Source organism: Corynebacterium sp. c7Ub_26 (assembly GCF_053760365.1).
On record NZ_JBSNBL010000005.1, the window covers coordinates 149,056 to 167,772 of the forward strand.

Annotated in this window: 18 protein-coding genes and 1 tRNA gene; 8 read left to right on the forward strand and 11 right to left on the reverse strand. The window is 60.4% G+C overall.

Annotated features, from left to right (window positions below):
• Positions 1 to 2 precede the first annotated feature (2 nt).
• The 4 genes from ACWORE_RS09505 to ACWORE_RS09520 are packed head-to-tail and all read right to left on the reverse strand — an operon-like array spanning position 3 to position 5,934.
• Positions 3 to 635: a Na+/H+ antiporter subunit E gene (locus ACWORE_RS09505; protein ID WP_296138959.1), complete on the reverse strand. Its 633-nt coding sequence runs from the start codon at positions 633 to 635 to the stop codon at positions 3 to 5.
• Positions 632 to 2,356 (reverse strand): monovalent cation/H+ antiporter subunit D family protein, encoded by a 1,725-nt coding sequence (locus tag ACWORE_RS09510; protein ID WP_455303646.1) that lies wholly within the window; start codon positions 2,354 to 2,356, stop codon positions 632 to 634. Before ACWORE_RS09510 ends, ACWORE_RS09505 begins: the two co-directional genes overlap by 4 nt.
• Positions 2,357 to 2,938 (reverse strand): cation:proton antiporter subunit C, encoded by a 582-nt coding sequence (locus ACWORE_RS09515; protein WP_406605319.1) that lies wholly within the window; start codon positions 2,936 to 2,938, stop codon positions 2,357 to 2,359.
• Positions 2,935 to 5,934 (reverse strand): DUF4040 family protein, encoded by a 3,000-nt coding sequence (locus ACWORE_RS09520; RefSeq protein ID WP_455303647.1) that lies wholly within the window; start codon positions 5,932 to 5,934, stop codon positions 2,935 to 2,937. The genes ACWORE_RS09515 and ACWORE_RS09520 overlap by 4 nt, the downstream gene beginning before the upstream one ends.
• Positions 5,935 to 6,351: 417 nt before the next feature.
• Here ACWORE_RS09520 and ACWORE_RS09525 point away from each other — a divergent pair, with 417 nt between their 5' ends.
• Complete coding sequence (locus ACWORE_RS09525) at positions 6,352 to 7,335, forward strand: cation diffusion facilitator family transporter (protein WP_455303648.1); 984 nt, start codon at positions 6,352 to 6,354, stop codon at positions 7,333 to 7,335.
• 39 nt (positions 7,336 to 7,374) lie between these two features.
• Here ACWORE_RS09525 and clcA read toward each other — a convergent pair whose 3' ends face one another.
• The 3 genes from clcA to ACWORE_RS09540 form a co-directional block, all read right to left on the reverse strand.
• On the reverse strand, positions 7,375 to 8,886 hold the full coding sequence (gene clcA, locus ACWORE_RS09530; protein ID WP_455303649.1) for a H(+)/Cl(-) exchange transporter ClcA: 1,512 nt from the start codon (positions 8,884 to 8,886) through the stop codon (positions 7,375 to 7,377).
• Positions 8,879 to 9,988, reverse strand: coding sequence for an aldo/keto reductase (locus ACWORE_RS09535; RefSeq protein WP_455303650.1), 1,110 nt, complete (start codon positions 9,986 to 9,988; stop codon positions 8,879 to 8,881). The genes clcA and ACWORE_RS09535 overlap by 8 nt, the downstream gene beginning before the upstream one ends.
• A 78-nt stretch (positions 9,989 to 10,066) precedes the next feature.
• A complete protein-coding gene (locus tag ACWORE_RS09540; RefSeq protein ID WP_455303651.1) occupies positions 10,067 to 10,900 on the reverse strand; it encodes a DUF4442 domain-containing protein in 834 nt (277 codons plus the stop codon).
• A 252-nt stretch (positions 10,901 to 11,152) separates the two neighbouring features.
• On the opposite strand from ACWORE_RS09540, the gene ACWORE_RS09545 reads away from it, so the two are divergent.
• Positions 11,153 to 11,317: a hypothetical protein gene (locus ACWORE_RS09545; protein WP_406605325.1), complete on the forward strand. Its 165-nt coding sequence runs from the start codon at positions 11,153 to 11,155 to the stop codon at positions 11,315 to 11,317.
• 21 nt (positions 11,318 to 11,338) lie between these two features.
• Here the strand turns inward: ACWORE_RS09545 and ACWORE_RS09550 are convergent, their stop codons facing one another.
• Positions 11,339 to 11,470, reverse strand: a complete 132-nt coding sequence (locus ACWORE_RS09550) for a hypothetical protein (RefSeq protein ID WP_406605326.1) — start codon at positions 11,468 to 11,470, stop codon at positions 11,339 to 11,341.
• Positions 11,471 to 11,657: 187 nt separating this feature from the next.
• Between ACWORE_RS09550 and ACWORE_RS09555 the strand changes: the two genes are divergently transcribed.
• The gene (locus ACWORE_RS09555) at positions 11,658 to 12,005 is read left to right on the forward strand and encodes an antibiotic biosynthesis monooxygenase family protein (RefSeq protein ID WP_012732608.1); all 348 of its coding nucleotides are present in this window, start codon (positions 11,658 to 11,660) and stop codon (positions 12,003 to 12,005) included.
• Between the two features lie 106 nt (positions 12,006 to 12,111).
• Here ACWORE_RS09555 and ACWORE_RS09560 read toward each other — a convergent pair.
• Both ACWORE_RS09560 and ACWORE_RS09565 read right to left on the reverse strand, forming a co-directional pair.
• Positions 12,112 to 12,185 (reverse strand) — tRNA-Pro (locus ACWORE_RS09560).
• 65 nt (positions 12,186 to 12,250) lie between these two features.
• The gene (locus ACWORE_RS09565) at positions 12,251 to 13,255 is read right to left on the reverse strand and encodes a metallophosphoesterase (RefSeq protein ID WP_455303652.1); all 1,005 of its coding nucleotides are present in this window, start codon (positions 13,253 to 13,255) and stop codon (positions 12,251 to 12,253) included.
• Positions 13,256 to 13,331: 76 nt separating this feature from the next.
• On the opposite strand from ACWORE_RS09565, the gene ACWORE_RS09570 reads away from it, so the two are divergent.
• Positions 13,332 to 13,793, forward strand: coding sequence for a GatB/YqeY domain-containing protein (locus ACWORE_RS09570; RefSeq protein WP_455303653.1), 462 nt, complete (start codon positions 13,332 to 13,334; stop codon positions 13,791 to 13,793).
• 71 nt (positions 13,794 to 13,864) lie between these two features.
• Here the strand turns inward: ACWORE_RS09570 and ACWORE_RS09575 are convergent, their stop codons facing one another.
• Positions 13,865 to 16,192 carry a transglycosylase domain-containing protein gene (locus ACWORE_RS09575; RefSeq protein WP_448235143.1) on the reverse strand — a complete coding sequence of 776 codons (2,328 nt, stop codon included), beginning with the start codon at positions 16,190 to 16,192 and terminating at the stop codon, positions 13,865 to 13,867.
• 279 nt (positions 16,193 to 16,471) lie between these two features.
• Here ACWORE_RS09575 and ACWORE_RS09580 point away from each other — a divergent pair, with 279 nt between their 5' ends.
• From ACWORE_RS09580 to ACWORE_RS09595, 4 genes are all read left to right on the forward strand, one after another.
• The gene (locus tag ACWORE_RS09580; RefSeq protein ID WP_012732604.1) at positions 16,472 to 16,843 is read left to right on the forward strand and encodes a WhiB family transcriptional regulator; all 372 of its coding nucleotides are present in this window, start codon (positions 16,472 to 16,474) and stop codon (positions 16,841 to 16,843) included.
• Positions 16,844 to 16,943: 100 nt separating this feature from the next.
• Positions 16,944 to 17,102: a DUF4177 domain-containing protein gene (locus ACWORE_RS09585; protein WP_012732603.1), complete on the forward strand. Its 159-nt coding sequence runs from the start codon at positions 16,944 to 16,946 to the stop codon at positions 17,100 to 17,102.
• 4 nt (positions 17,103 to 17,106) lie between these two features.
• Positions 17,107 to 17,589: a RidA family protein gene (locus tag ACWORE_RS09590; protein WP_406605329.1), complete on the forward strand. Its 483-nt coding sequence runs from the start codon at positions 17,107 to 17,109 to the stop codon at positions 17,587 to 17,589.
• Between the two features lie 157 nt (positions 17,590 to 17,746).
• On the forward strand, positions 17,747 to 18,586 hold the full coding sequence (locus ACWORE_RS09595; RefSeq protein WP_296138993.1) for an MBL fold metallo-hydrolase: 840 nt from the start codon (positions 17,747 to 17,749) through the stop codon (positions 18,584 to 18,586).
• The last annotated feature ends 131 nt before the right edge of the window (positions 18,587 to 18,717 follow it).

The window sequence follows — 18,717 nt, forward strand, 5'->3', positions numbered from 1 at the left end:
AGTTAGCTCTCCTCCTGTGAAGCGTTCCGACGCGACGGCTCGGCGGACTCCGGAACAATGGACTCAACAGAGAACCCGGTAGCATCCGTATCCCCACCGGCATAACCAGGGGGAATGCTCGGCCCGCCGGGCTTAGTGAAGGACTTCGGCCCGGGGCCACCGTTGGGCGCATCATCCGAGTAATACAACTTACTGGTGTAACCATTAGCGCACCGCGGGTGCGTGCGCTGGCACACCTGCGGGGCAAGCCGCTGTTCCATCTCTGCCAGCTCCTGCATGATGGACTCCGGATCGCTACCAAACGCAGCATGAACCAGGAGAATCCGTCCATCAGGAGCATCTTCGGCCGGCATCGGCTCATGCGGTCCGGGGTAATCGGACACGTCCTGAGGCAGGGCATCGCCCACCTCGAGGAGCCCCAGCGATAACGTCCCCGGCGTCATGGTGATCGACGTCGTAAAGAGGCCGACCTCGCGGTCTGTTTGCACACGCAACGGGTACGCCACGATGATCGGATCGATCTCCGACCGGCGCTTGTTGGCATCCACAATGATGGACCACGTTGCCAATAACACCTGCTCAATCAGCCACGCACCGTACCGCAGGGCATGCAGAGTTAGACGAACTGTTTTCATTCTTGCCCTCCTGTGGTACCTGCAATCATCGCCGACGCTTGACGCTGATGTGAATCGGCGTGGTGGCCAGTGCCCGCCGCGTTGTGGTCAGTGGCGTGGTCGTCTCCGGCCGCGTGCTCGCCCTCATCATCGTGATGAACAATCTTGTCCTCGGGAACCTCGGCCGGATCATGGGAATCACCGGTCAGGCCAGCGCCACCGGTGTTCGCGACGCCCACCGCGTCGTCGCCAAGAACGGCGCTCTGGTAGGCCTTGACGTTGAGCAGCGAATCCGCCGCGTGGTTCGTCGCCGAAATGGCGGGTCCAGCGCCCACCAGCAGCCCGGCTGACATGAGGGCCATCACCGCGGACGGCAAAATGAACCGCACCGGGACAGCCAGTTGGCGGTCAACGTACTGCGGGTTCATGGGTTTGCCCCAGAACACCTCGCGCCACAGCCGGAGCATAGAGAGCAGCGCGCCCATGCCGGCGATGACGATGGCCGCCAACACAATCCACGACTTCACCGAGTAGTCGCTGGCCACAGCCATCACAACACCCAATTTACCGATCACGCCGGAGAACGGCGGCAAACCGACGATCGACAAAGCGCCGGCGACGAACACGGCCGCAACCAACGGGTCACGACGCATCAAGCCGGACAGGCGCTGCAAACGGCCAGTTCCGTACGTCTCCTCGATCGAGCCGATGGAGAGGGCCAGCGACGCAATCACCGTCATGTGGTGAACCGCGTAGAACACGCCCGCGGCCAGCATCCGTCGGGGATCGTGTCCGACAAATGCCAGGCCAACGAGCATAAATGGCATACCGTTGACCATCTGGTAGGCCAGAACCGAACGCATCGTCCGCTCACCCAAGCCAGCCCACGAACCAACAAGCATGGCCGCCACGCAAATCACCAGAATGAGCCACGACCAGCGGTCATCCAGGCCAAACATGACAGCATAAATGCGGAAGATCGCATAGAACGCCACCTTGGTGTGCAGACCAGAGAACAATGCCATAACAGCCGGTGACGTGTTCGGATAGGTGCGAGGCAACCAGGTATGTACGGGGAACAGGCCAGCTTTAATAGCCAGCGCCAAAAGAATCAGACCGCCCGTCACCACCACGGGCCCGTTGCCCCGAGCCGCACTGGCCAGGGCCGGCAAGTTCGACGTCCCCGCCGTCGCGTAGGTCAGCGTGACACCAATGACCAGCACAGCCGATGTAATCAAGTTCACCAGCACAAATAAGCGGCCAGAACGGAGACGCTGCAACGTACCCGTCATAGCAAGCAACGCGTACGACGGCAGAAGCATGACCTCAATGCACACGAACAGGTTGAACAGATCCGCCGTGCTCATCGCGCCATACACGCCGCCCATCAGCATGCACACCAGGGCGGGGTAGAAGCGCGCGTTCATCTCTCCGACAGCCGTCGCAAACCACACGGAGACCAGGCACACAATCGAGGTCATCGTGATCATGAGCGACGAGAACGAATCCGACGCGAACGGAATCGCGATCCCCGCAGCGTAACCGCCCACATTCTCGGCGATCGCGGGGTGATTCCAGTGGTAGATCATGAGGCTCAGGCCCGCGGAAAAACCGACGACCGGCACCACGAAAGCCAAGGCGATGCGTGCTATTTTCCACGGCAACATGGCGGCAAGAGCCGCGGCCGCCAGAGGCCCGGCAAGGAAAAGCGGCAGCAGCGCCGCGATAGTTGACGTTGCCATCTATTCGATGCCCTCCTCGCGCTGTTGGCGTCGCTGATACTGGTTCGAGTCCGTGGAAATCCGACGCGCACTACGGCCCATCGTCTGCAGCGCTGTCACCTCATGGGTGACGTGATCAGGCAAAACATAGGCGTCGTCGGTAGGAGCATCTTGCTCCTCGTCCTGCGAGCCTTTCGCCTGGTCCTGTGCCACCTTCTTCTTAGCGGGCACGGACTTTTCCTCCGTGCTCCACACCGAGTCCTTAAACGCCGCGAACAAATCGGGGAATTCCTTGACCGGGTCGCTCAGCGTGTCATCGGAGCGGCCCAACGCGGCCAAGGCCAGCATGAACGCGGTGGTGGCCATCGAAATAACAATCGCCGTCAGCACGAAAGCCTGCGGCAGGGGATCGGCTGCGTCCTGCGGGTTCGTGCCACTCATAATGGGCTCCGACCGCCACGCTCCAATGCCGGCAGCCAGCAGAGTCAAGTTGGTGGCGTGGCCAATGAGCGTCATCCCGAGGATCAGCCGGACCATTCCTCGTTGCAGAACCAGGAACACACCGCCGGCGGTCAGCACACCAATCGTTATTGCGATAATCATTCTTCCACCTCCACGGTGTCGACGGGTTTCCGGCCGGATGTATCGCCGCCACTATCGGATGTCGATTCAGACACGGTGTCGCGGTCGGTACCCGCGGTCGACGGCGCATAATCAGGCTCATTAGAGCCGACGGGGGAGAAGCCACCATGCGCACGCACAGGCCCTAACGGTGCTTCCGCGCCGGGCCGGATGGACCCGCCCAACTGCAGGAGCGCAATGGCCACCAAACCGAGAACGGCCAGGTAAACGCCAGCGTCGAAAATTTGGGCCGTCGTCAAGAGCTTGCCACCAACGTGGGCATTGAGCGGCTGGAGGAAGGAACCGCGGGAACCGTGCCCGCCTTCCTCACCGGAGCCGTGGCCGAGGTAACCAGCCAGACCTGCCAGGACCGCCAAGGAAATACCCGATCCCACCAGGATGTAGGGGAGCCGGTTGTTGGTCGGCGCCTTATCTGCCGGACGCGACAGGTAGTAGAACATCAGCGCACCGCCGCCGATCAGGGCTGCGATGAACCCGCCGCCGGGGTGGTTGTGGCCGCGCCAGAATACCGCCGCGCTGATCAGGATCAGGACGGGGATAAGAAGCTTCGCCATCCACCTCATCGGTAACGAGTTCAACTCCGGGCGTGGGATGGCGGCCAAGGATCCGCGGATGTCATCGCGCACACGCGGCACGGAGAGGACCACCGCGGCGATCGCCACACCGCACATGCCGAGCACGGAAAGCTCGCCCATGGTATCGAAAGCACGGAACTCCACAAGGATGGTGTTCACGACGTTATTACCGTGCGAAATCGTCGGCCCATTGGTGAGGTACCACTGCGAAATCAACGGTTTTCCGTGGTAGCCGACCAGCGCGATCACGCCGACCGTCGTCGTCAATCCCATAAGAACTGCGATCGTTCCAGCCCAGCGATCACGACGTGCGGACCGCTCCGTGAAGTCGCGCGGTTGCAGCCGGATGACCAGCATGAGGACCACGGTCGTCAGCAACTCAACCAAAATCTGGGTGAGCGCCACATCGGGGCTGCCCAGAGTCAGAATCTGCAAAGTAACACCGACACCGGCAGCACTGACCGCAATCACAGCCGACAAACGACGTCGTGCCATGACCGCGATGGCCACGCCAATAATGACCGTGACCAGGGCAACGTAATCCAGCGGGCGGTCAATTCCACCCACCCGGGAGCCCATATCGACGCCATCGATGGCGCCACCGTTAAACAGCGCCCCGATAGCCACGGAACCCGCGAGAGTAATGACCGCCAAGAACGGGAGGGCCAGGTGGCGCGTCGGCGAAACCGAATCCGCCATGGAACCGCCCAGCTTGCCCCAGCGGGAACCACCGGTAATGACACCTTGGAGCACGTGCGCTCCAGTAAAGGGGGACAGTTCCTTGCCGACGAGAACCCGCGCAATGGCCTTGCGGAACACGACACAAGTGACACCGACGACGATGACCACGACGCTGATCATCAGCGGCACGTTGATGCCGTGGAACAGGGCGAGGTGAGTGTGGGTCGCGTGGTGCGTGCTCAGTGCGGAATCCGCTGCGGCGTCCACGAAGGAATTCATGAAGCCGGGGACAAAACCGAGCGGCAGGGACAGGAAACCGGGGATCGCCGCGGGGAGCCACAAGGACAGCGGTGCCTCGTGGACGTCGCTGACGTCGCGTGTTCCGTCGACGAAACCGCCGAAAATGTAGCGGTAGGAGTAGGCGAAGGTCAGGATCGCGCCCACAGCAGCGCAGATGAGCAGGAAGGCGGTGGCCGGGGTGGCTAGTTCGCCTTCCATCATGGCGTCCAACATGCCTTCTTTGGAGATGAAGCCGAACAGCGGCGGCACCGCGGCCATGGACGTCGCGGCGATGAGTGCCATGCTGAATGTCCACGGCATGACTCGCCAGATCGGTCCCAACCGGCGAATATCGCGCGTCCCGTTTTGGTGGTCCACCACGCCGATCAGCATGAATAAGCTGGACTTGAACAACGCGTGCGCCAGCGTGTGCACCACCGCGGCGGCCATGGCCAGCGGAGTACCAATACCAATGGTGCACACAATCCAGCCCAGCTGAGACACCGTCGAGTACGCGGTCAGCTTCTTCAGATCGTTCTTCTGCAGAGCAAACAGCGCCGCCATAATCGCGGTGAACATGCCGACGATGATGAGCAGACAGCGCCACCACGCGTCGTCATGGAAGAGCGCGGAGAAACGCAAGAGCAGGTAAATTCCCGCTTTCACGACGGCTGCCGCGTGGAGGAAGGCGGACACCGGAGTATCTGCCGCCATCGCCTCGGGGAGCCAGAAGTGGAAGGGGAACTGCGCCGACTTCGTGCACGCCGACGTCGCAATCAACACGGCGATGACGGAGAGCAACGCGGGGTGATGAGCCCACTCCGGCGAATGAATAATCCCCGACAGGCTGGTCGTACCCGTCACACCAGCGCTAATACCCAAACTGGTCAGCAGCGTAAGCCCACCAAAGAACGTCAGAATGATCGTGCGCATTGATCCCAGCTCGCCGTCGGGGCCAGACCGCGCGATCAGGAAGAACGACGCCAGTGAAACAAGCTCCCACGAGATGAACATCAGGATGACGTCGTCGGCAAGAACAAGGGTGACGACGGCGGCCATGAAAGCTGTCATGAGCAGGTAGAAGCTCATGGACCCGCGGCCACCGTGTAAATACCGTGTCGAATAGATGAACACGGCTGCACCGATGCCCAACGCGAGCAGGGCGAAGAAGGTGGATAGGGCGTCGGCGCGGAGTGAGAAGGCCACGTCGGCGCCGTTAGGTAGGAAGTCCTTAATCCATGTGACCTTCCAGGTCCAGGGATTGCCGTCGATAATGTCGGGCAACTTCCGGAGGAGCGGGATGGCGGACGCGATGAAAATAAGGGCTAGGGGCCACCCTGCGTTGCGATCAAGTAACCGAACAAACAGGGGAACCAGGATGAGGGCGAGCACCACGAACAAGGGGATCGCGACAAGCTCCACGAAGCATCAACACCTGTGGGTTTAAGTGGACATAAACAGACAATAAACAGTTTCCCAGGGTATCAGTTGCAGGTCAGAATTCCACGCTGCCGGAATTGGCCTTGTAGTGGGGAATGTCGGGGTGGGTTGGTGTGTGAGTGGGTGGTTGCGGTTGCTTAATGAAAATACCGTGACATCGGTATGGTGATGATGTGGGGGTGTGAGCTGAGATTAGTTTAGGAAAAAGCCTTGTCGTATCAGGTGAGTGGGTGTTAGTGTCAGAATTATTGAAAACGACGACGGCGCTATTGAAAACAAACTCGCGCGGTGGATACGGCCGCGGTGGCGAGCACTATGGCCGATGACGGCTGCCATGTCATGACGCTCACTATTGCTTGAATACCTCTTCTGGTGCCCGAATACTTTTTGGAGACGATCATGGCTCACAACATGTCCCACGGACACGACCACGTGGAGGCGCACGAACACGAGCACGGGCACGGCCACTCTCATGGTCACTCCCACGATCATGGGGCCTCGTCGCGGGGCCGTCTGATTGCCGCCCTCGCGGTCACCGCAACCATCCTGATCGCAGAGCTTATTGGTGCGTGGATCTCCGGGTCGCTGGCCCTAGCCGCCGATGCCGGCCACATGCTGGTTGACTCGTCGGGCCTGGTCATCGCCCTAATTGCCGTGCATTTGTCGCAGCGGCCGCGCAATAACCGCTTCACCTGGGGATGGTCGCGGGCGGAGGTGCTTGCCGCCGCACTGCAGGCGGGCATGCTGATTATTATCTGCGGAGTTGTCGCGGTAGAGGGCATATCCCACCTCATTAACCAGCCCGACGTGGAGCCCCTGCCCATGCTCATCATCGGAACGATCGGCCTGGTCGCCAACGCCGCGTCGATTATCATTTTGGCAGGTGGGCGCGAAAGTTCGCTCAATATGCGCGCCGCATTCCTTGAGGTGGTTAATGACGCTTTGGGCTCACTGGCTGTCATTCTTGCCGCGATTATCGGATTAGCGACGGGGTGGGTGCGCGCTGACTCGATCGCGTCCCTGTTTATCGTTGCGCTGATGGTTCCGCGCGCGTTCACTCTTCTCCGCACGGCGATCCGAATCCTGATGGAGGCCACCCCCGACGAAATCGACCTCGATGACGTGCGCGAACATATTTGCGGTGTCGATGGGGTGAAGGATTGTCACGACCTCCACATCAACACGATCAGTACTGGTGTGGTGGCGTTGACCGCGCACGTGGCGGTGGATAGTGGCCTTTCCGCGGCCGATCACCACCGGATTCTTCACACTCTGGAAGATTGCACAGCGCAGCACTTCCCGGTGGCCATCAAGCACACCACATTCCAATTGGAAGCGAAGGACCACAGCGGGCACGAGCGGTTGCATCATGGTGCGGCGTAAGTAGTAGGTCGGGCTAATCAGTAGCGAGCCACTCGCCCGCTACTGCTCATGTTCCGCTTTCATCGCCCGTTGCGTCCGCTCCTCAATGGCGGCGGCGTTCTTCGCAACGTTCCGTGCCGACCGCAGACCCAAAGCGTCGTAAATAGGACGGCACTTAAACACCACGGCAATGAACATCGCGGCTGCACACGCACCCAAAAGCGGCGGGAGGAGCACAACGGCACCCGTCATCTCGGTGGTCAGAACGAGCCCGGTCACCGGCGCGCCTACACTCGCGGCAAATAGTGCTGCCATCCCGACGATGGCCATTGCCGACGGATCCGGCGCGACCTGCGGGAACAGCGCGTGGCACACAAGCCCAACGATCAGCCCGAGCTCAGCGCCCAACACAAGCATGGGGGCGAACAAACCGCCCGGCGTGAGCGCGACATACGAACCGATCGCCATGATGAAACGCAAGATCAGCAGGCCGAGGAGAACCATGACGGTGCCCCGCCCCATCAGAGCATCCATCGTCAACGAGTCTCCGCCACCCACCAGATTGGGACCGAGATAATCGACAACACCGATGGCCGCGCCGATCATGCCTGCGCGGAGTTCCACAGGGAACGTTGACGCGTCGACCACCGCCAGGGTCCGCATGAGCGTGCGGTTGTACAGCAGCCCAGCGAACCCAGCGACCAGGCCCACGACCAGGAAAAACGGGCCGTTATCCAGCGTCGGCGGGGCAGGTTCGGGTAGCGGGAACACGTGGTCATCCCCGACGATCACATGCGCCATGGAATACGCCGCCCCGGAAGCCGAGAGAACCGCCACCGTCATTCTCGCCTCGAAGCGCTTGACCAGCTCTTCAAGCACGAACACGGCACCGGCCAGTGGCGCGGAAAACGCGGTCGTGAGTCCGGCGGCTGCACCGGCGGCGATCAATAAGCGCAGGTCGGCGCGGTTATTGCGGTACGTCCGCCCCAGGATCGTCGCCACCGACGCACCCAGGTGCACCGACGGGCCTTCGCGACCCAGCGCCAAACCGCCACCGATGGACATCAGCCCGCCGACGAACTTGATGGGCAACAGGCGCATGTGGGTGGGGTTGGCGTTGCCCTTCACGATGGCCTCGACGCGGGGAATTCCCGACCCCTCCGCCACCGGTTCCAGGTGGCGAACCATCGCAGCTCCGACTATGGCCAAAACCGCGGGAGCAACAATGGCGACGATCACGCCGATGATCCCGTGGCCTTGTGACCACCCGAAAACCGTGGTCCGCCACGCTTCCGCGTGCTCGAGGCATACGCGGAAGTAGGACGCAATGATGCCGGTGCCGAACCCCACCATCACGGCTGTAATGGTCAGCGGAACCATCGACATCGAGGGGCGTTCTTTGGCTTCGTTCCACCATTCGAGACTGTGATACCCGGTTGCCCACCTGATGATGCGTTCGCGCCGGGTGAGGGGGCGGCCGCTCGCCACCGGGGCCGCGTCGTTACTTGTATCGCGGCCACTCACGTCGCCGTTCCCGTCGCCGCCCTTAGTGTCGTGCTCGGAGTTAGTCACGGGAGTCCGTCGTTACTTGCCACTGGTTGATATTTCGGTCAACCGCGTAGCGGTCAATCGTGCGCAGCTCCTCGTCGGTAAATGACAGGTTGTCCAGCGCGCCGAGGCTGTCGTCGAGTTGCTCCACCGAGCTGGCCCCGATCAGTGCCGACGTCACCTCTGGCCGTCGAAGTGCCCAGGCGATTGCCATTTGTGCCAGCGATTGGCCACGTTCTTCGGCGATGGCGTTGAGGGCGCGGATGCCTTCTAGAGTGTCGTCGTTAAGGAATGTGGAGTTCATCTTGTGGTTGCCCAGGCGTGAATTCTCCGGGATACCGTTGAGGTATTTGCTGGTCAGCAGGCCTTGAGCCAGTACAGAGAACGCAATAACTCCCATGCCGTTCTCCGCGCATGTTTTCAGCAGCGATGTCTTCGCGGCGGGGGATACGGATGGGTCGGTGGGGCCGTCGGGGCCTTCGATCCACCGGTTAAAAATGGAGTAACTCGGCTGCATGATGGTGAGTGGTGTGCCCAGGTCGCGGGCGATGCTCTGTGCTTGCCGCGTGAGTTCGGGCGAGTATGAGCTGATGCCGACGTAGAGCGCGCGTCCCGACCGTGCGATGTGGTCGAGCGTGCTCATCGTCTCTTCCAGCGGCGTGTCAGGGTCGGGACGGTGGTGGTAGAAGATGTCCACATAGTCCAGGCCCATCCGCTTCAATGACGCATCCAGGGTTCCTACCAGGTACTTTCTGCTGCCCCCGAAGCCGCATGGGCTGCTATTCATATACCAGCCGGCTTTGGAGCTAATCACCATTTCTTCGCGATACGGGCGGAAATCCTGGGCAAAAATGCGGCCGAAGTTGGATTCCGCGGATCCGAGTGGCGGCCCGTAGTTGTTGGCCAGGTCGAAGTGGGTGATGCCGCGGTCGAACGCACGACGGAGGATTGCGCGTTGCGTTTCCAGCGGGCGATCCCCACCAAAGTTGTGCCACAATCCCAGTGTGATCGCGGGAAGTTTCAGGCCGCTATCCCCGCAGCGGTTGTAAGGCATGGGGGAGTGTGCCTCGGGTTCGTAGCGGTCATCTGCAGCTCGGTACACGTTCGGATAATGTGCGCTACTCATAGTTTCCAGTGTAACGACGCAGGTGCAGAGCGGTTAACGGTGTTGGGGCGTGGTCGCGTGGTCAGAGTAGCCGCGGTTCTATTCGTTGGGAATGAGCCGGGATGGAATTCCCATCTCTTGTATGTCCTGACGCGTGAGTGCGTTTTCCTCTAGTACTTTCTTGACGACGAACCGCGCGCGGTCCTCCGGGTCGGGGATTCGTCGGGCTGCGCTGAGGAGAGTGGTTAGGGTGGCGGCGTTGTTTGATGCCGTGGTGTCATCGTGCTTGGCGGAGGATGACGCCGGGCCGAAAGCACGCCACGCGACCGCCGTCGCTAATGAAAGAAGTGTGATTCCGCGAGCTTCGTGGGGCTCAATGCGACGGTTGACCACACGAGGGGAGGAACCTCCACGCTCCTGCTCGCGGTGGGAGCGTTGCGCTTCTTTACTCTTGCGCAGCCGACAGTGGAGTTCTTGCTGGCCAATGCCGACCGTAGAGCCGTCGTCGTTAGTAATGACCGTGGTGTACGGGATGTTGCAGAAGCCCTCAGATGCGATTTCGTGTTTGATCTGCTCGACCATCGCGTCCGTGACCCGGACCGTGGCGTGGGCGTTATTGCGGCCGGGGTTGATGTATTGGAACGTACCGGTGCGCGTCCAGGCTTCGTACTCCCGCCCGAGGCGCTGCATAACGAGCATGCCGAACATGGCATCGGTCATGGAGAACAGCGATCCGCCGAATGCTGCCCCGTGCGCATTGCTGTTGAGCCGGTTGACCTTGAGTACGAGGTGTGCCGACGACCAATCGTCGGGGATGCCCCGGATTCTCACTCCTGCAGCAAGAAGAGGTGGGTACGCGCTCATGGCGGCGGCGAAGAGGCGTGGCGAGCGAAGAACGCGTTTGACGAGGAGGGCTGCAGTGCGAGTATTCATGTGATCTAAGTTACTCAAACTTGGCGACGGCGGGGAGGTTTGTGGAGAAAACGTGGATTGGCATGTAGACGGGTGTCGAGAATTCCCGACGAGGGCCTCCGGTCGCATTTCGCTTATTTGCTCGTGCTCTCGTGATTGTTATATCGCTCGTTGTTTATGTGGCTTTCCGATTATTCACATCTAGTTAACGTAAACGGAGTTATTTAACGTTTACAATCGTTTTCGTCTACCTATTTCCTATCCTTCGCTAGGGTGGCAATGAACAAGATTGGATACGTCACGGGCCTGCTTTTTCTAGCTATCATCATCTCGATGAGAACAGGGCACGAAACGGTGGGAGAAATTATTGCGGTTTTCTCGCTTGTATTCGTGGTGTGTGTCCAGGGTTATTACCTATGGAAAAAGAAATCGGACTAACCAAACCGTAGGTGGAAAACGTCACCGGTCGACGTACTGATTGAGTTTTATTCGTAGCTTCGGTTCTTCTCCCGTTGCTGGGATGCCATCTTCTGGGATGTGACCTTGTTGTGCTCGGTGGTCTATCTCTGCCTCGTCATCGACGACAGCCATGGGGGTGCCTCGGTTTGTTGACTGCCTAAGCGCCCGCGAATTTCACCCATCTGAACAGCGCTTTCTCTACCTGCGTCGTTTTTGCGACAGTCTCACCTGTTATTTAAGGGGTAAGTTAGGCTGGATATATTGGCTTGCGACGTTCTGTCGCTTTATTTATAAGCCAGCCAATGCTTAATATGAGTCCATGAGCATCGTAGTTACCAACCAGCTGACCATTACGTCAGATCGCGCGGATGAAGTTGTTTCCCGCTTTTCGCAGAACATGCAGTCCTTGGACACGTTCGATGGGTTCGAAGGTTTCGAGCTGTGCAAGCCGACTGAACCTGCCGACGATCGTTGGATCGTGATCACTCGGTGGCGCGACCAGGAGGCCTTCCTGGGATGGCGCAATTCCCGCAAGTTCCGTGAAGACCACGGATGGCGCGAGCGCGAATCCAGCAAGGAAGAAGAGGCGAAGAGGCCACCGCACGGTTCGATGAATTCCGTCGTGCGAAACTATGACGTCATGCTGACCAAGGACGCTGCTGAGTAGTTGACGCGGTAACACGCGCACGCGGCAACCCCCGGCCAGAACTCCCAGTGCATACAGCAAAACCTCCGCTGCTTTCTTAACGAAAGTGGCGGAGGTCATTTATTTGTCGGGGTAGCGGGATTTGAACCCACGGCCTCTTCGTCCCGAACGAAGCGCGCTACCAAGCTGCGCCATACCCCGGTGCAACTCGACTAAGGCTAGCGCACGCTCTTTCGTACTGCCAAATCACTACGCAGCCGCGCTGCCTACAGTCCCTTCACCACAATTTCTCGCTCGATGAAGCCGTCTCCCACTTCAATCTCGTCGACAGTGGGCTCGGGGAGGTCGTCGGCTCCACCACCACCCTTTTCGACGATGCGCAGCAGCTGTGCCGTCGGGGGACAGAATGTCCGCACCGGCGCAAACTTGGACGTTCCCAGGCCGGGCGAAACGTTGAGGATGGAGTCCTTCCACTCGGAAACGCCGGACGCATGTTCGCGGTCGATCCCGGAGTTCGTCACGATGGGCTTCCCACCCGGCAGGCACAACTGCCCACCATGCGTGTGACCAGCCAGGATCAGCTGGTACCCGTCCTTGGCGAACGCGTCCAGCACCCGCGGCTCGGGCGAATGCGTCAACCCGATGGACAGGTCCGCGTCCTTATTCGGCTCCCCAGCGATCAGCGAATAGTCATCCAAATCGCCGTGCGGGTCGTCGACCCCGGCAACCGCAAGCCGGAACCCGTCGACGGCGAAATCATGCCGCTGATGTGTGCAATCTTCCCATCCGTGCTCCTTGAACACCGCGCGCAGATTCTTCCACGGCATGCTCTGGTCGCTGTGCTTCTGCTTCTTCCCCGTGAGGTAGCGCAGCGGGTTGGGGGCCGTCGGTGCCCAATAATCGTTGGTGCCAAAACAGAACAGACCCGGCGTCGTCAAGAGAGGAGAAAGAGTTTGAACGACGGCCGGCACGGCTTTCGGATCGCCCAGGTTATCTCCGGTGTTGACAACGAGGTCCGGCTCTAGTTCGGCGAGCTCACTGACCCACAGCTGCTTGAGCTGCTGGTGGGGCAGCATGTGGAGGTCCGAGATGTGCAGAATGCGGAATTCGTTACGACGTCCCCGAAAAGTGCCCTTGTCCAGCATGGGGATGGTTGTGACGGCGAGGAGGAACCGGCTGGCACCGAGCAGCGCAGCAGCGGCCCCTGCAGCTCCCGCAGCACCCGCGGTGGCCGCAATTTTCTTGCCAATGGACCGGGGAAAAATACTCACACGCCCATGGTAAAGGTGGCGGGACGCTTTTCCGATTCGGCTGGTCAGTGTCCGGGCGGGCGCTATCCTCAAGGGCATGGGTATGAAAGCAACGATCCGCGAGGATCTCAAGCAGTCGATGAAGAACCGCGACAAGGAAACGACCAGCACATTGCGCATGTTGTTGGCCGCCATTCAGGAGGAGGAAACGTCGGGGAAGGCGCATGAGGCGTCGGACCAGGACATTCTCCGCGTAATTGCTCGTGAAATTAAGAAGCGGCATGAGTCCGCTGATGTGTACGCGAAGGCGGGTCGCGATGAACTCGCGGACTCTGAGCGCGCCGAGATTGCCGTTCTGGAGCGCTACCAGCCGAAGCAGCTCTCGGATGAGGAACTGAATGCGCTGGTAGATCGGGTAATCAAGCAGCATGAAGCCGACGGTGGGGAGGTTTCCATGAAGGCTATGGGCCAGATCATGAAGGCTGCCACCGCAGAGGCCAAGGGCACTGCCGACGGTAAACGCTTATCGACGGCTGTTCGCTCGCGGCTTCAGGGGTAGCGCGCTACGGCCGGTGCCCGCCGGGCCACCGTTCCACGCGTCGGCCACTTCTCCACGCGCCGGCCTCGTCGCTACGGGAGGAATCCCTGCAGCTGGGGTGGGACATAGGTGTGCAGGAAGTCGTTAATCATGCCGGGGATGTCGGGCAGTGCGGGCGCGGGCGCTGGAGCAGGCACTCCGCCCCCGCCGCCGGTACTGCCACCACCACCGGTGGCACCTCCGCCGGTGCCTCCCGTCGAGCCCGAGTTAGTGGGTTGGGGGAGCACCGCGCGTGAGTAGCCGACCGCCTCGGGGTTGGTTCCTGCCTGGTAGGAGGGGTTCATGGGCGGAAGTGTGTGCCCGCCGTAGGCGTCGATAAGAGGTTTGGCCGCGCTGAGGTAGATATCAGCGGGCTCCTTGCCGCCGAAGAGGTTGCCATCGGGGCATTGACGCAGGGGGCCGGTGCAGAGCGGTGAGCTGGTGCTGCCGTCGTTGAAAATGTACACGGCTCCGGCAAGTCCGCTGGTGAGCCCCATGAATGCGGCCGATTGGTTGGTCTCCGTGGTACCAGTCTTTGAGGCCAGGGTGCCGTCCCACCCGGTCAGCTCGGCGGCTTCGTGGGCCGTGCCGGTGCTGACGTCATCGGATAGGCCGTTGGCCAGTGCGTTCGCAACGTCGGTGGGGATGGCTTGTTCGCACTTCGGCGGCGTGACGGGGACATCTTTGCCGTCGTGATCGGTCACCTTCAGGATGGGGTTGGGCTCGCACCACGTTCCGCCGTTTGCGATGGTTGCCGCCACGTTGCTCAGTTCGAGGGGATCGACGGCGACGGGGCCGAGCACGAACGACCCCTGGTTGGTCTCTTTAATCGTGTCGGCCTGGGATTTCTCGTCCTTGTTGTCGTCGTTGCCGCCGTTGTCGCCGTCGTTATTCCCGGGTTTGTCAGCCAAGCTGCGTAGCCCCATCTTGACAGCTGTATCAACAACAGTGCCCACGCCCAGTCGCTTTTCAAGCTCAATAAACGGCGTGTTCGGTGACTCGGCAAGCGCCTGCTTGAGCGTCATTTTCGACGGATACGCGCCGACATTCTCCACGCAGTATTTGTCGGTGGGGCAACCCGGCGCGCCACCGTGGCCCATGTCGGAGACCTCGATTCGCGATGGCACGTCCATCACCGTGTCGATCCCCATCCCCTTTTCCAGCCCCGCGGCTGCAGCGAACACTTTGAAGATGGAACCAGCTCCGTTCCCGACAGGGTGCGATGCTAGTGGCAGGACGGATTGTGCATTGCTGGCGTCGAGCCCGTAGTGCCGTGAGGCCCCCATCGCGAGCACTTCGTGGCCGTCGGGTTTGATCAGGTTCATCGCTCCGGCAACCCCGGGGGTAGTGGCGGGGGCATATTGTTCGAGCGAGGTGTTGACGGAATTCAACGCTTTCGGGTCGAGCGTGGTGGTCAGCGTGTATCCACCCGAAATGAAGTCATCCTTCGAGATTCCGTGCGAGTCCAGGTACCGCAGCGCATAATCGCAGAAGAAGCCGGCCTCGTCGGCCCCGATACATCCGTTGGTGGGGGCTTCGGGCTTATCGATGACACCCAACGGCGTGTTCTTCGCCGCGTCGGCGTCGGCAGTGGACAGCGCCCCCGTGCTGGTCATGGCGTTAATGACCGTGTTGCGGCGCTGCAGCGCGGCGTCGGGGTGCGTGAAAGGGTTATAGGCCGACGTGGATTGAACCATCCCCGCCAGCAGCGCGGCCTGTGGCACGGTGAGGTCTTTGGCGTCGACGTGGAAATACGTCTGCGCGGCAGTTTGCACGCCGTACGCGCCGTTGCCGAATTCCACGAGGTTCAAATACCTGGTCAGAATCTCGTCCTTGGAGAGGTTTTTATCCAGCTCGGACGCGAGTTTCATCTCGCGGAGTTTGCGCGCGACGGTGTCCTCGTTGGCGGCAGTGCGTTCGTCGTCGGTCTTGGCCTTGACCAGCATGAGGTAGTTCTTGACGTATTGCTGGTCCAGGGTGGACGCACCCTGGGCGACCCCGCCATGAGTAATGTTCGCGACGACTGCTCGTGCTGTTCCGCGCAGGTCAACGCCATGATGGTCGTAGAACCGTCGGTCTTCGATGGCGACGATCGCTTTCTTCATCGGTTCCGAGATCTGATCCGACGCGACTTCTTCTCTGCGCTGCGTGTAGAACGTGGCCAGGGGGTTGCCGTCCCGGTCGGTCATGGAGGAGACCTGCGGAAACTTGGCGCTGGCGATGTCGTGGTAATTGGAGTCCATGGCGTTGTGGCCACGGTTGATCGTGGCTCCGGCTGCCAGGGCGACGGGCAGCGCGCTGAGCGCCACCAGCACGGTGGCGAGGAAGATGGCGCCGCAAAGGATCAGGCTAGGTGCCGGAGCATCAGATCGTCGGTTCACGCTTACACCCTACCCAGTGATTGGCCTTGTGAAGTGAGTCTCACCGATTATGGGCACCTGCTCTGGGAAAACGCAGATGGATAAAAACTTACTCTTCCGTTAAGTAGTTAGTGCGACTACCCCCGAAATGTGATGTAGTCGACAGTTTGTTTGGCGTGTGAATAGACTTACAGTCAGCTAAGCAGGGTGAATATCCACAAAAACACGGTATCTCGACATACCAGGGTGACGCTCACAGCTTCGCGACCATGCAAACGTGACCACGGAGAGGAGTGCACAATGACTGCATCGCTGACCCGACCGGCTGATACATCGTTGGCCACAACCAAGGACGGACGAATCCAGCAGAAGGTGGATTCGCTTACTGATCCGTCGTCGTTCACGGAGCGTGGCCAGTGGATCACTCACGCCAAGTGCCGTGACATTGATCCTGAGGAGTTGTTTGTCAAGGGGTCGAAGCAGCGACAGGCCGCAGCGATTTGCAGACATTGCCCCGTCGTTTTGCAGTGCCGTGCCGACGCCTTGGATAACCGCGTGGAGTTCGGCGTGTGGGGTGGCATGACCGAGCGGCAGCGTCGGGCATTGTTGCGGGAGCACCCCGAAGTGGAAAGCTGGGCGGACTTTTACGCGGGGTATGCCGGCCGGTCGTAACAGGCCATCCCGTCCGCACGGTTGATTGAGCCGGCGATGGTGATTAAGCCCAGCACAGCTGAATGAGCCCGGTGCTGCTGATTCTTGTTAGGCTAGGTTCATGACAACCTGGGAATATTCAACAGTTCCGCTGTTGACGCACGCGACGAAGCAGATTTTGGACACATGGGGGGCCGACGGTTGGGAGCTGGTGGCAGTTATGCCCGGCCCCACAGGCGAGCAGCACATTGCCTACATGAAGCGCCCGAAGGAAGACTAGTTTTATGACGACCAGCGGACAGTCCACTCAGAGCCCCCGCAAGAACCTCGCTGACCTCGGGATCGAACTCCCGGAGGTGGCTGCACCGGTCGCCTCCTACGCACCGGCCGTGATCTCGGGGGACATGATTTACGTATCGGGCCAACTCCCCTTCAGGAACGGTGAACTCCCGGCGACGGGCAAAGTTGGCGCTGGCGTGTCCGCGGAGGACGCGGCCGGCTACGCCCGCCAGGCGGCACTTAACGCTTTGGCTGCCATCAATTCCCTCGTTGACATTGATTCGGTGTCGATCGTGAAAGTCACGGGCTTTGTGGCGTCGGCACCCGGATTCGGTGGCCAACCTGGGGTGATTAATGGTGCGTCGGATCTTTTCGGCGACGTTTTCGGCACGGCCCACGCGCGCTCCGCGGTGGGGGTTTCGGACCTGCCCTTGGACGCGCCCGTCGAAGTCGAAGTTATCGCGCGACGTAACACCGGCGCGGAATAACTCCGCGACGAAAGCCGGAAGAAAGCGGCTCGTACTCCGGGGTTTTGCCGAACGTGTGCTAAGTCATGCTTGGAATTGCCCCCGTTTCGGCACTTTTTCGGTCGTCTCTGGCCCGATGAGATTTTGACAGACCGCGCGAGGACGTACACTGACATGCATGGAGCATCCTGCGTATAGCCAGTTGCGTCCCGTTACCCCCAACGCGGGCGTTGTTTTATGTCCCAATCCCAGCTATGGCTCGCTAGAGGGCACCAATAGTTGGGTCATTAGAGCTGATGGTGATCCGCGGTCGATCGTTGTGGATCCGGGCCCTCAGGATGAAGGCCACCTGAATGTTCTTAACCATCATGCGTCGGAAATCGCGATGATTCTTTTGACTCACCGGCATCCCGATCATGCTGATGGGGCTAACCGGTTATCGCAGATTACGGGGGCGCCTGTCCGGTCTGTCGATAAGCGTTTCTGCAAGATGGGGGATCCGCTCGAGGACGGTGAGGTCATCACCGTCGAGGGCGTCACTCCGGCCGTGAAAGTTGTTGCCACCCCTGGCCACACTGCGGACTCGGTGTGTTTCTTCCTTTACCCGAGTGCCGACGCTGCTCGGGCCGACGATGGTTCGGGCGATACGAAGCCTGAGGCGATTTTGACGGGCGATACCATCGCCGGCAAGCACACGACCATGATCTCCGAGACCGATGGTGACTTGGGTCAATACTTGACGACGTTGGAGATGCTGAAGAAGCGTGGCGCTGGTGTTCCGTTGTTGCCCGCGCATGGGCCGGATCACCCGGATTTGGAGCCGTTTGCCGAGAAATACCTTGATCGACGCCACCACCGCCTTGACCAGATCCGTGAGGCCCGCAAGAAGCTGGGGGAGGATGCTTCGGTGGACCAGTTGGTCGATGAGATTTACACAGACGTGGACCCGGTGTTGCGTGGGGCTGCTGAGCAGTCGACGCGGGTGGCACTGCGGTACTTAAGCGCTAAAGAGAAGTAGCGCTCAGTAGTAGCGCTCGGGTGCAGTAGCGCTCGGGAAAATAGCGTCCGAGAAAAGCCACGCTCAATAGAAATAAGCAGCCCGGGGAGTCTCGGGCTGCTTTGCTTTTGTTTAAGTTCTGGGCGTTTGTA

Bases quoted from the DNA above. Each gene is read 5' to 3' on its own strand.
- ACWORE_RS09555 (WP_012732608.1), top strand. From the start codon at position 11,658: ATGAGCATCGTAGTTACCAACCAGCTGACCATTACGTCAGATCGCGCG.
- ACWORE_RS09510 (WP_455303646.1), bottom strand. From the start codon at position 2,356: ATGGCAACGTCAACTATCGCGGCGCTGCTGCCGCTTTTCCTTGCCGGG.
- ACWORE_RS09540 (WP_455303651.1), bottom strand. From the start codon at position 10,900: ATGAATACTCGCACTGCAGCCCTCCTCGTCAAACGCGTTCTTCGCTCG.
- ACWORE_RS09580 (WP_012732604.1), top strand. From the start codon at position 16,472: ATGACTGCATCGCTGACCCGACCGGCTGATACATCGTTGGCCACAACC.
- ACWORE_RS09570 (WP_455303653.1), top strand. From the start codon at position 13,332: ATGGGTATGAAAGCAACGATCCGCGAGGATCTCAAGCAGTCGATGAAG.
- ACWORE_RS09550 (WP_406605326.1), bottom strand. From the start codon at position 11,470: ATGGCTGTCGTCGATGACGAGGCAGAGATAGACCACCGAGCACAACAA.
- ACWORE_RS09590 (WP_406605329.1), top strand. From the start codon at position 17,107: ATGACGACCAGCGGACAGTCCACTCAGAGCCCCCGCAAGAACCTCGCT.
- ACWORE_RS09535 (WP_455303650.1), bottom strand. From the start codon at position 9,988: ATGAGTAGCGCACATTATCCGAACGTGTACCGAGCTGCAGATGACCGC.
- ACWORE_RS09515 (WP_406605319.1), bottom strand. From the start codon at position 2,938: ATGATTATCGCAATAACGATTGGTGTGCTGACCGCCGGCGGTGTGTTC.
- ACWORE_RS09505 (WP_296138959.1), bottom strand. From the start codon at position 635: ATGAAAACAGTTCGTCTAACTCTGCATGCCCTGCGGTACGGTGCGTGG.
- ACWORE_RS09585 (WP_012732603.1), top strand. From the start codon at position 16,944: ATGACAACCTGGGAATATTCAACAGTTCCGCTGTTGACGCACGCGACG.
- ACWORE_RS09595 (WP_296138993.1), top strand. From the start codon at position 17,747: ATGGAGCATCCTGCGTATAGCCAGTTGCGTCCCGTTACCCCCAACGCG.
- ACWORE_RS09525 (WP_455303648.1), top strand. From the start codon at position 6,352: ATGGCTCACAACATGTCCCACGGACACGACCACGTGGAGGCGCACGAA.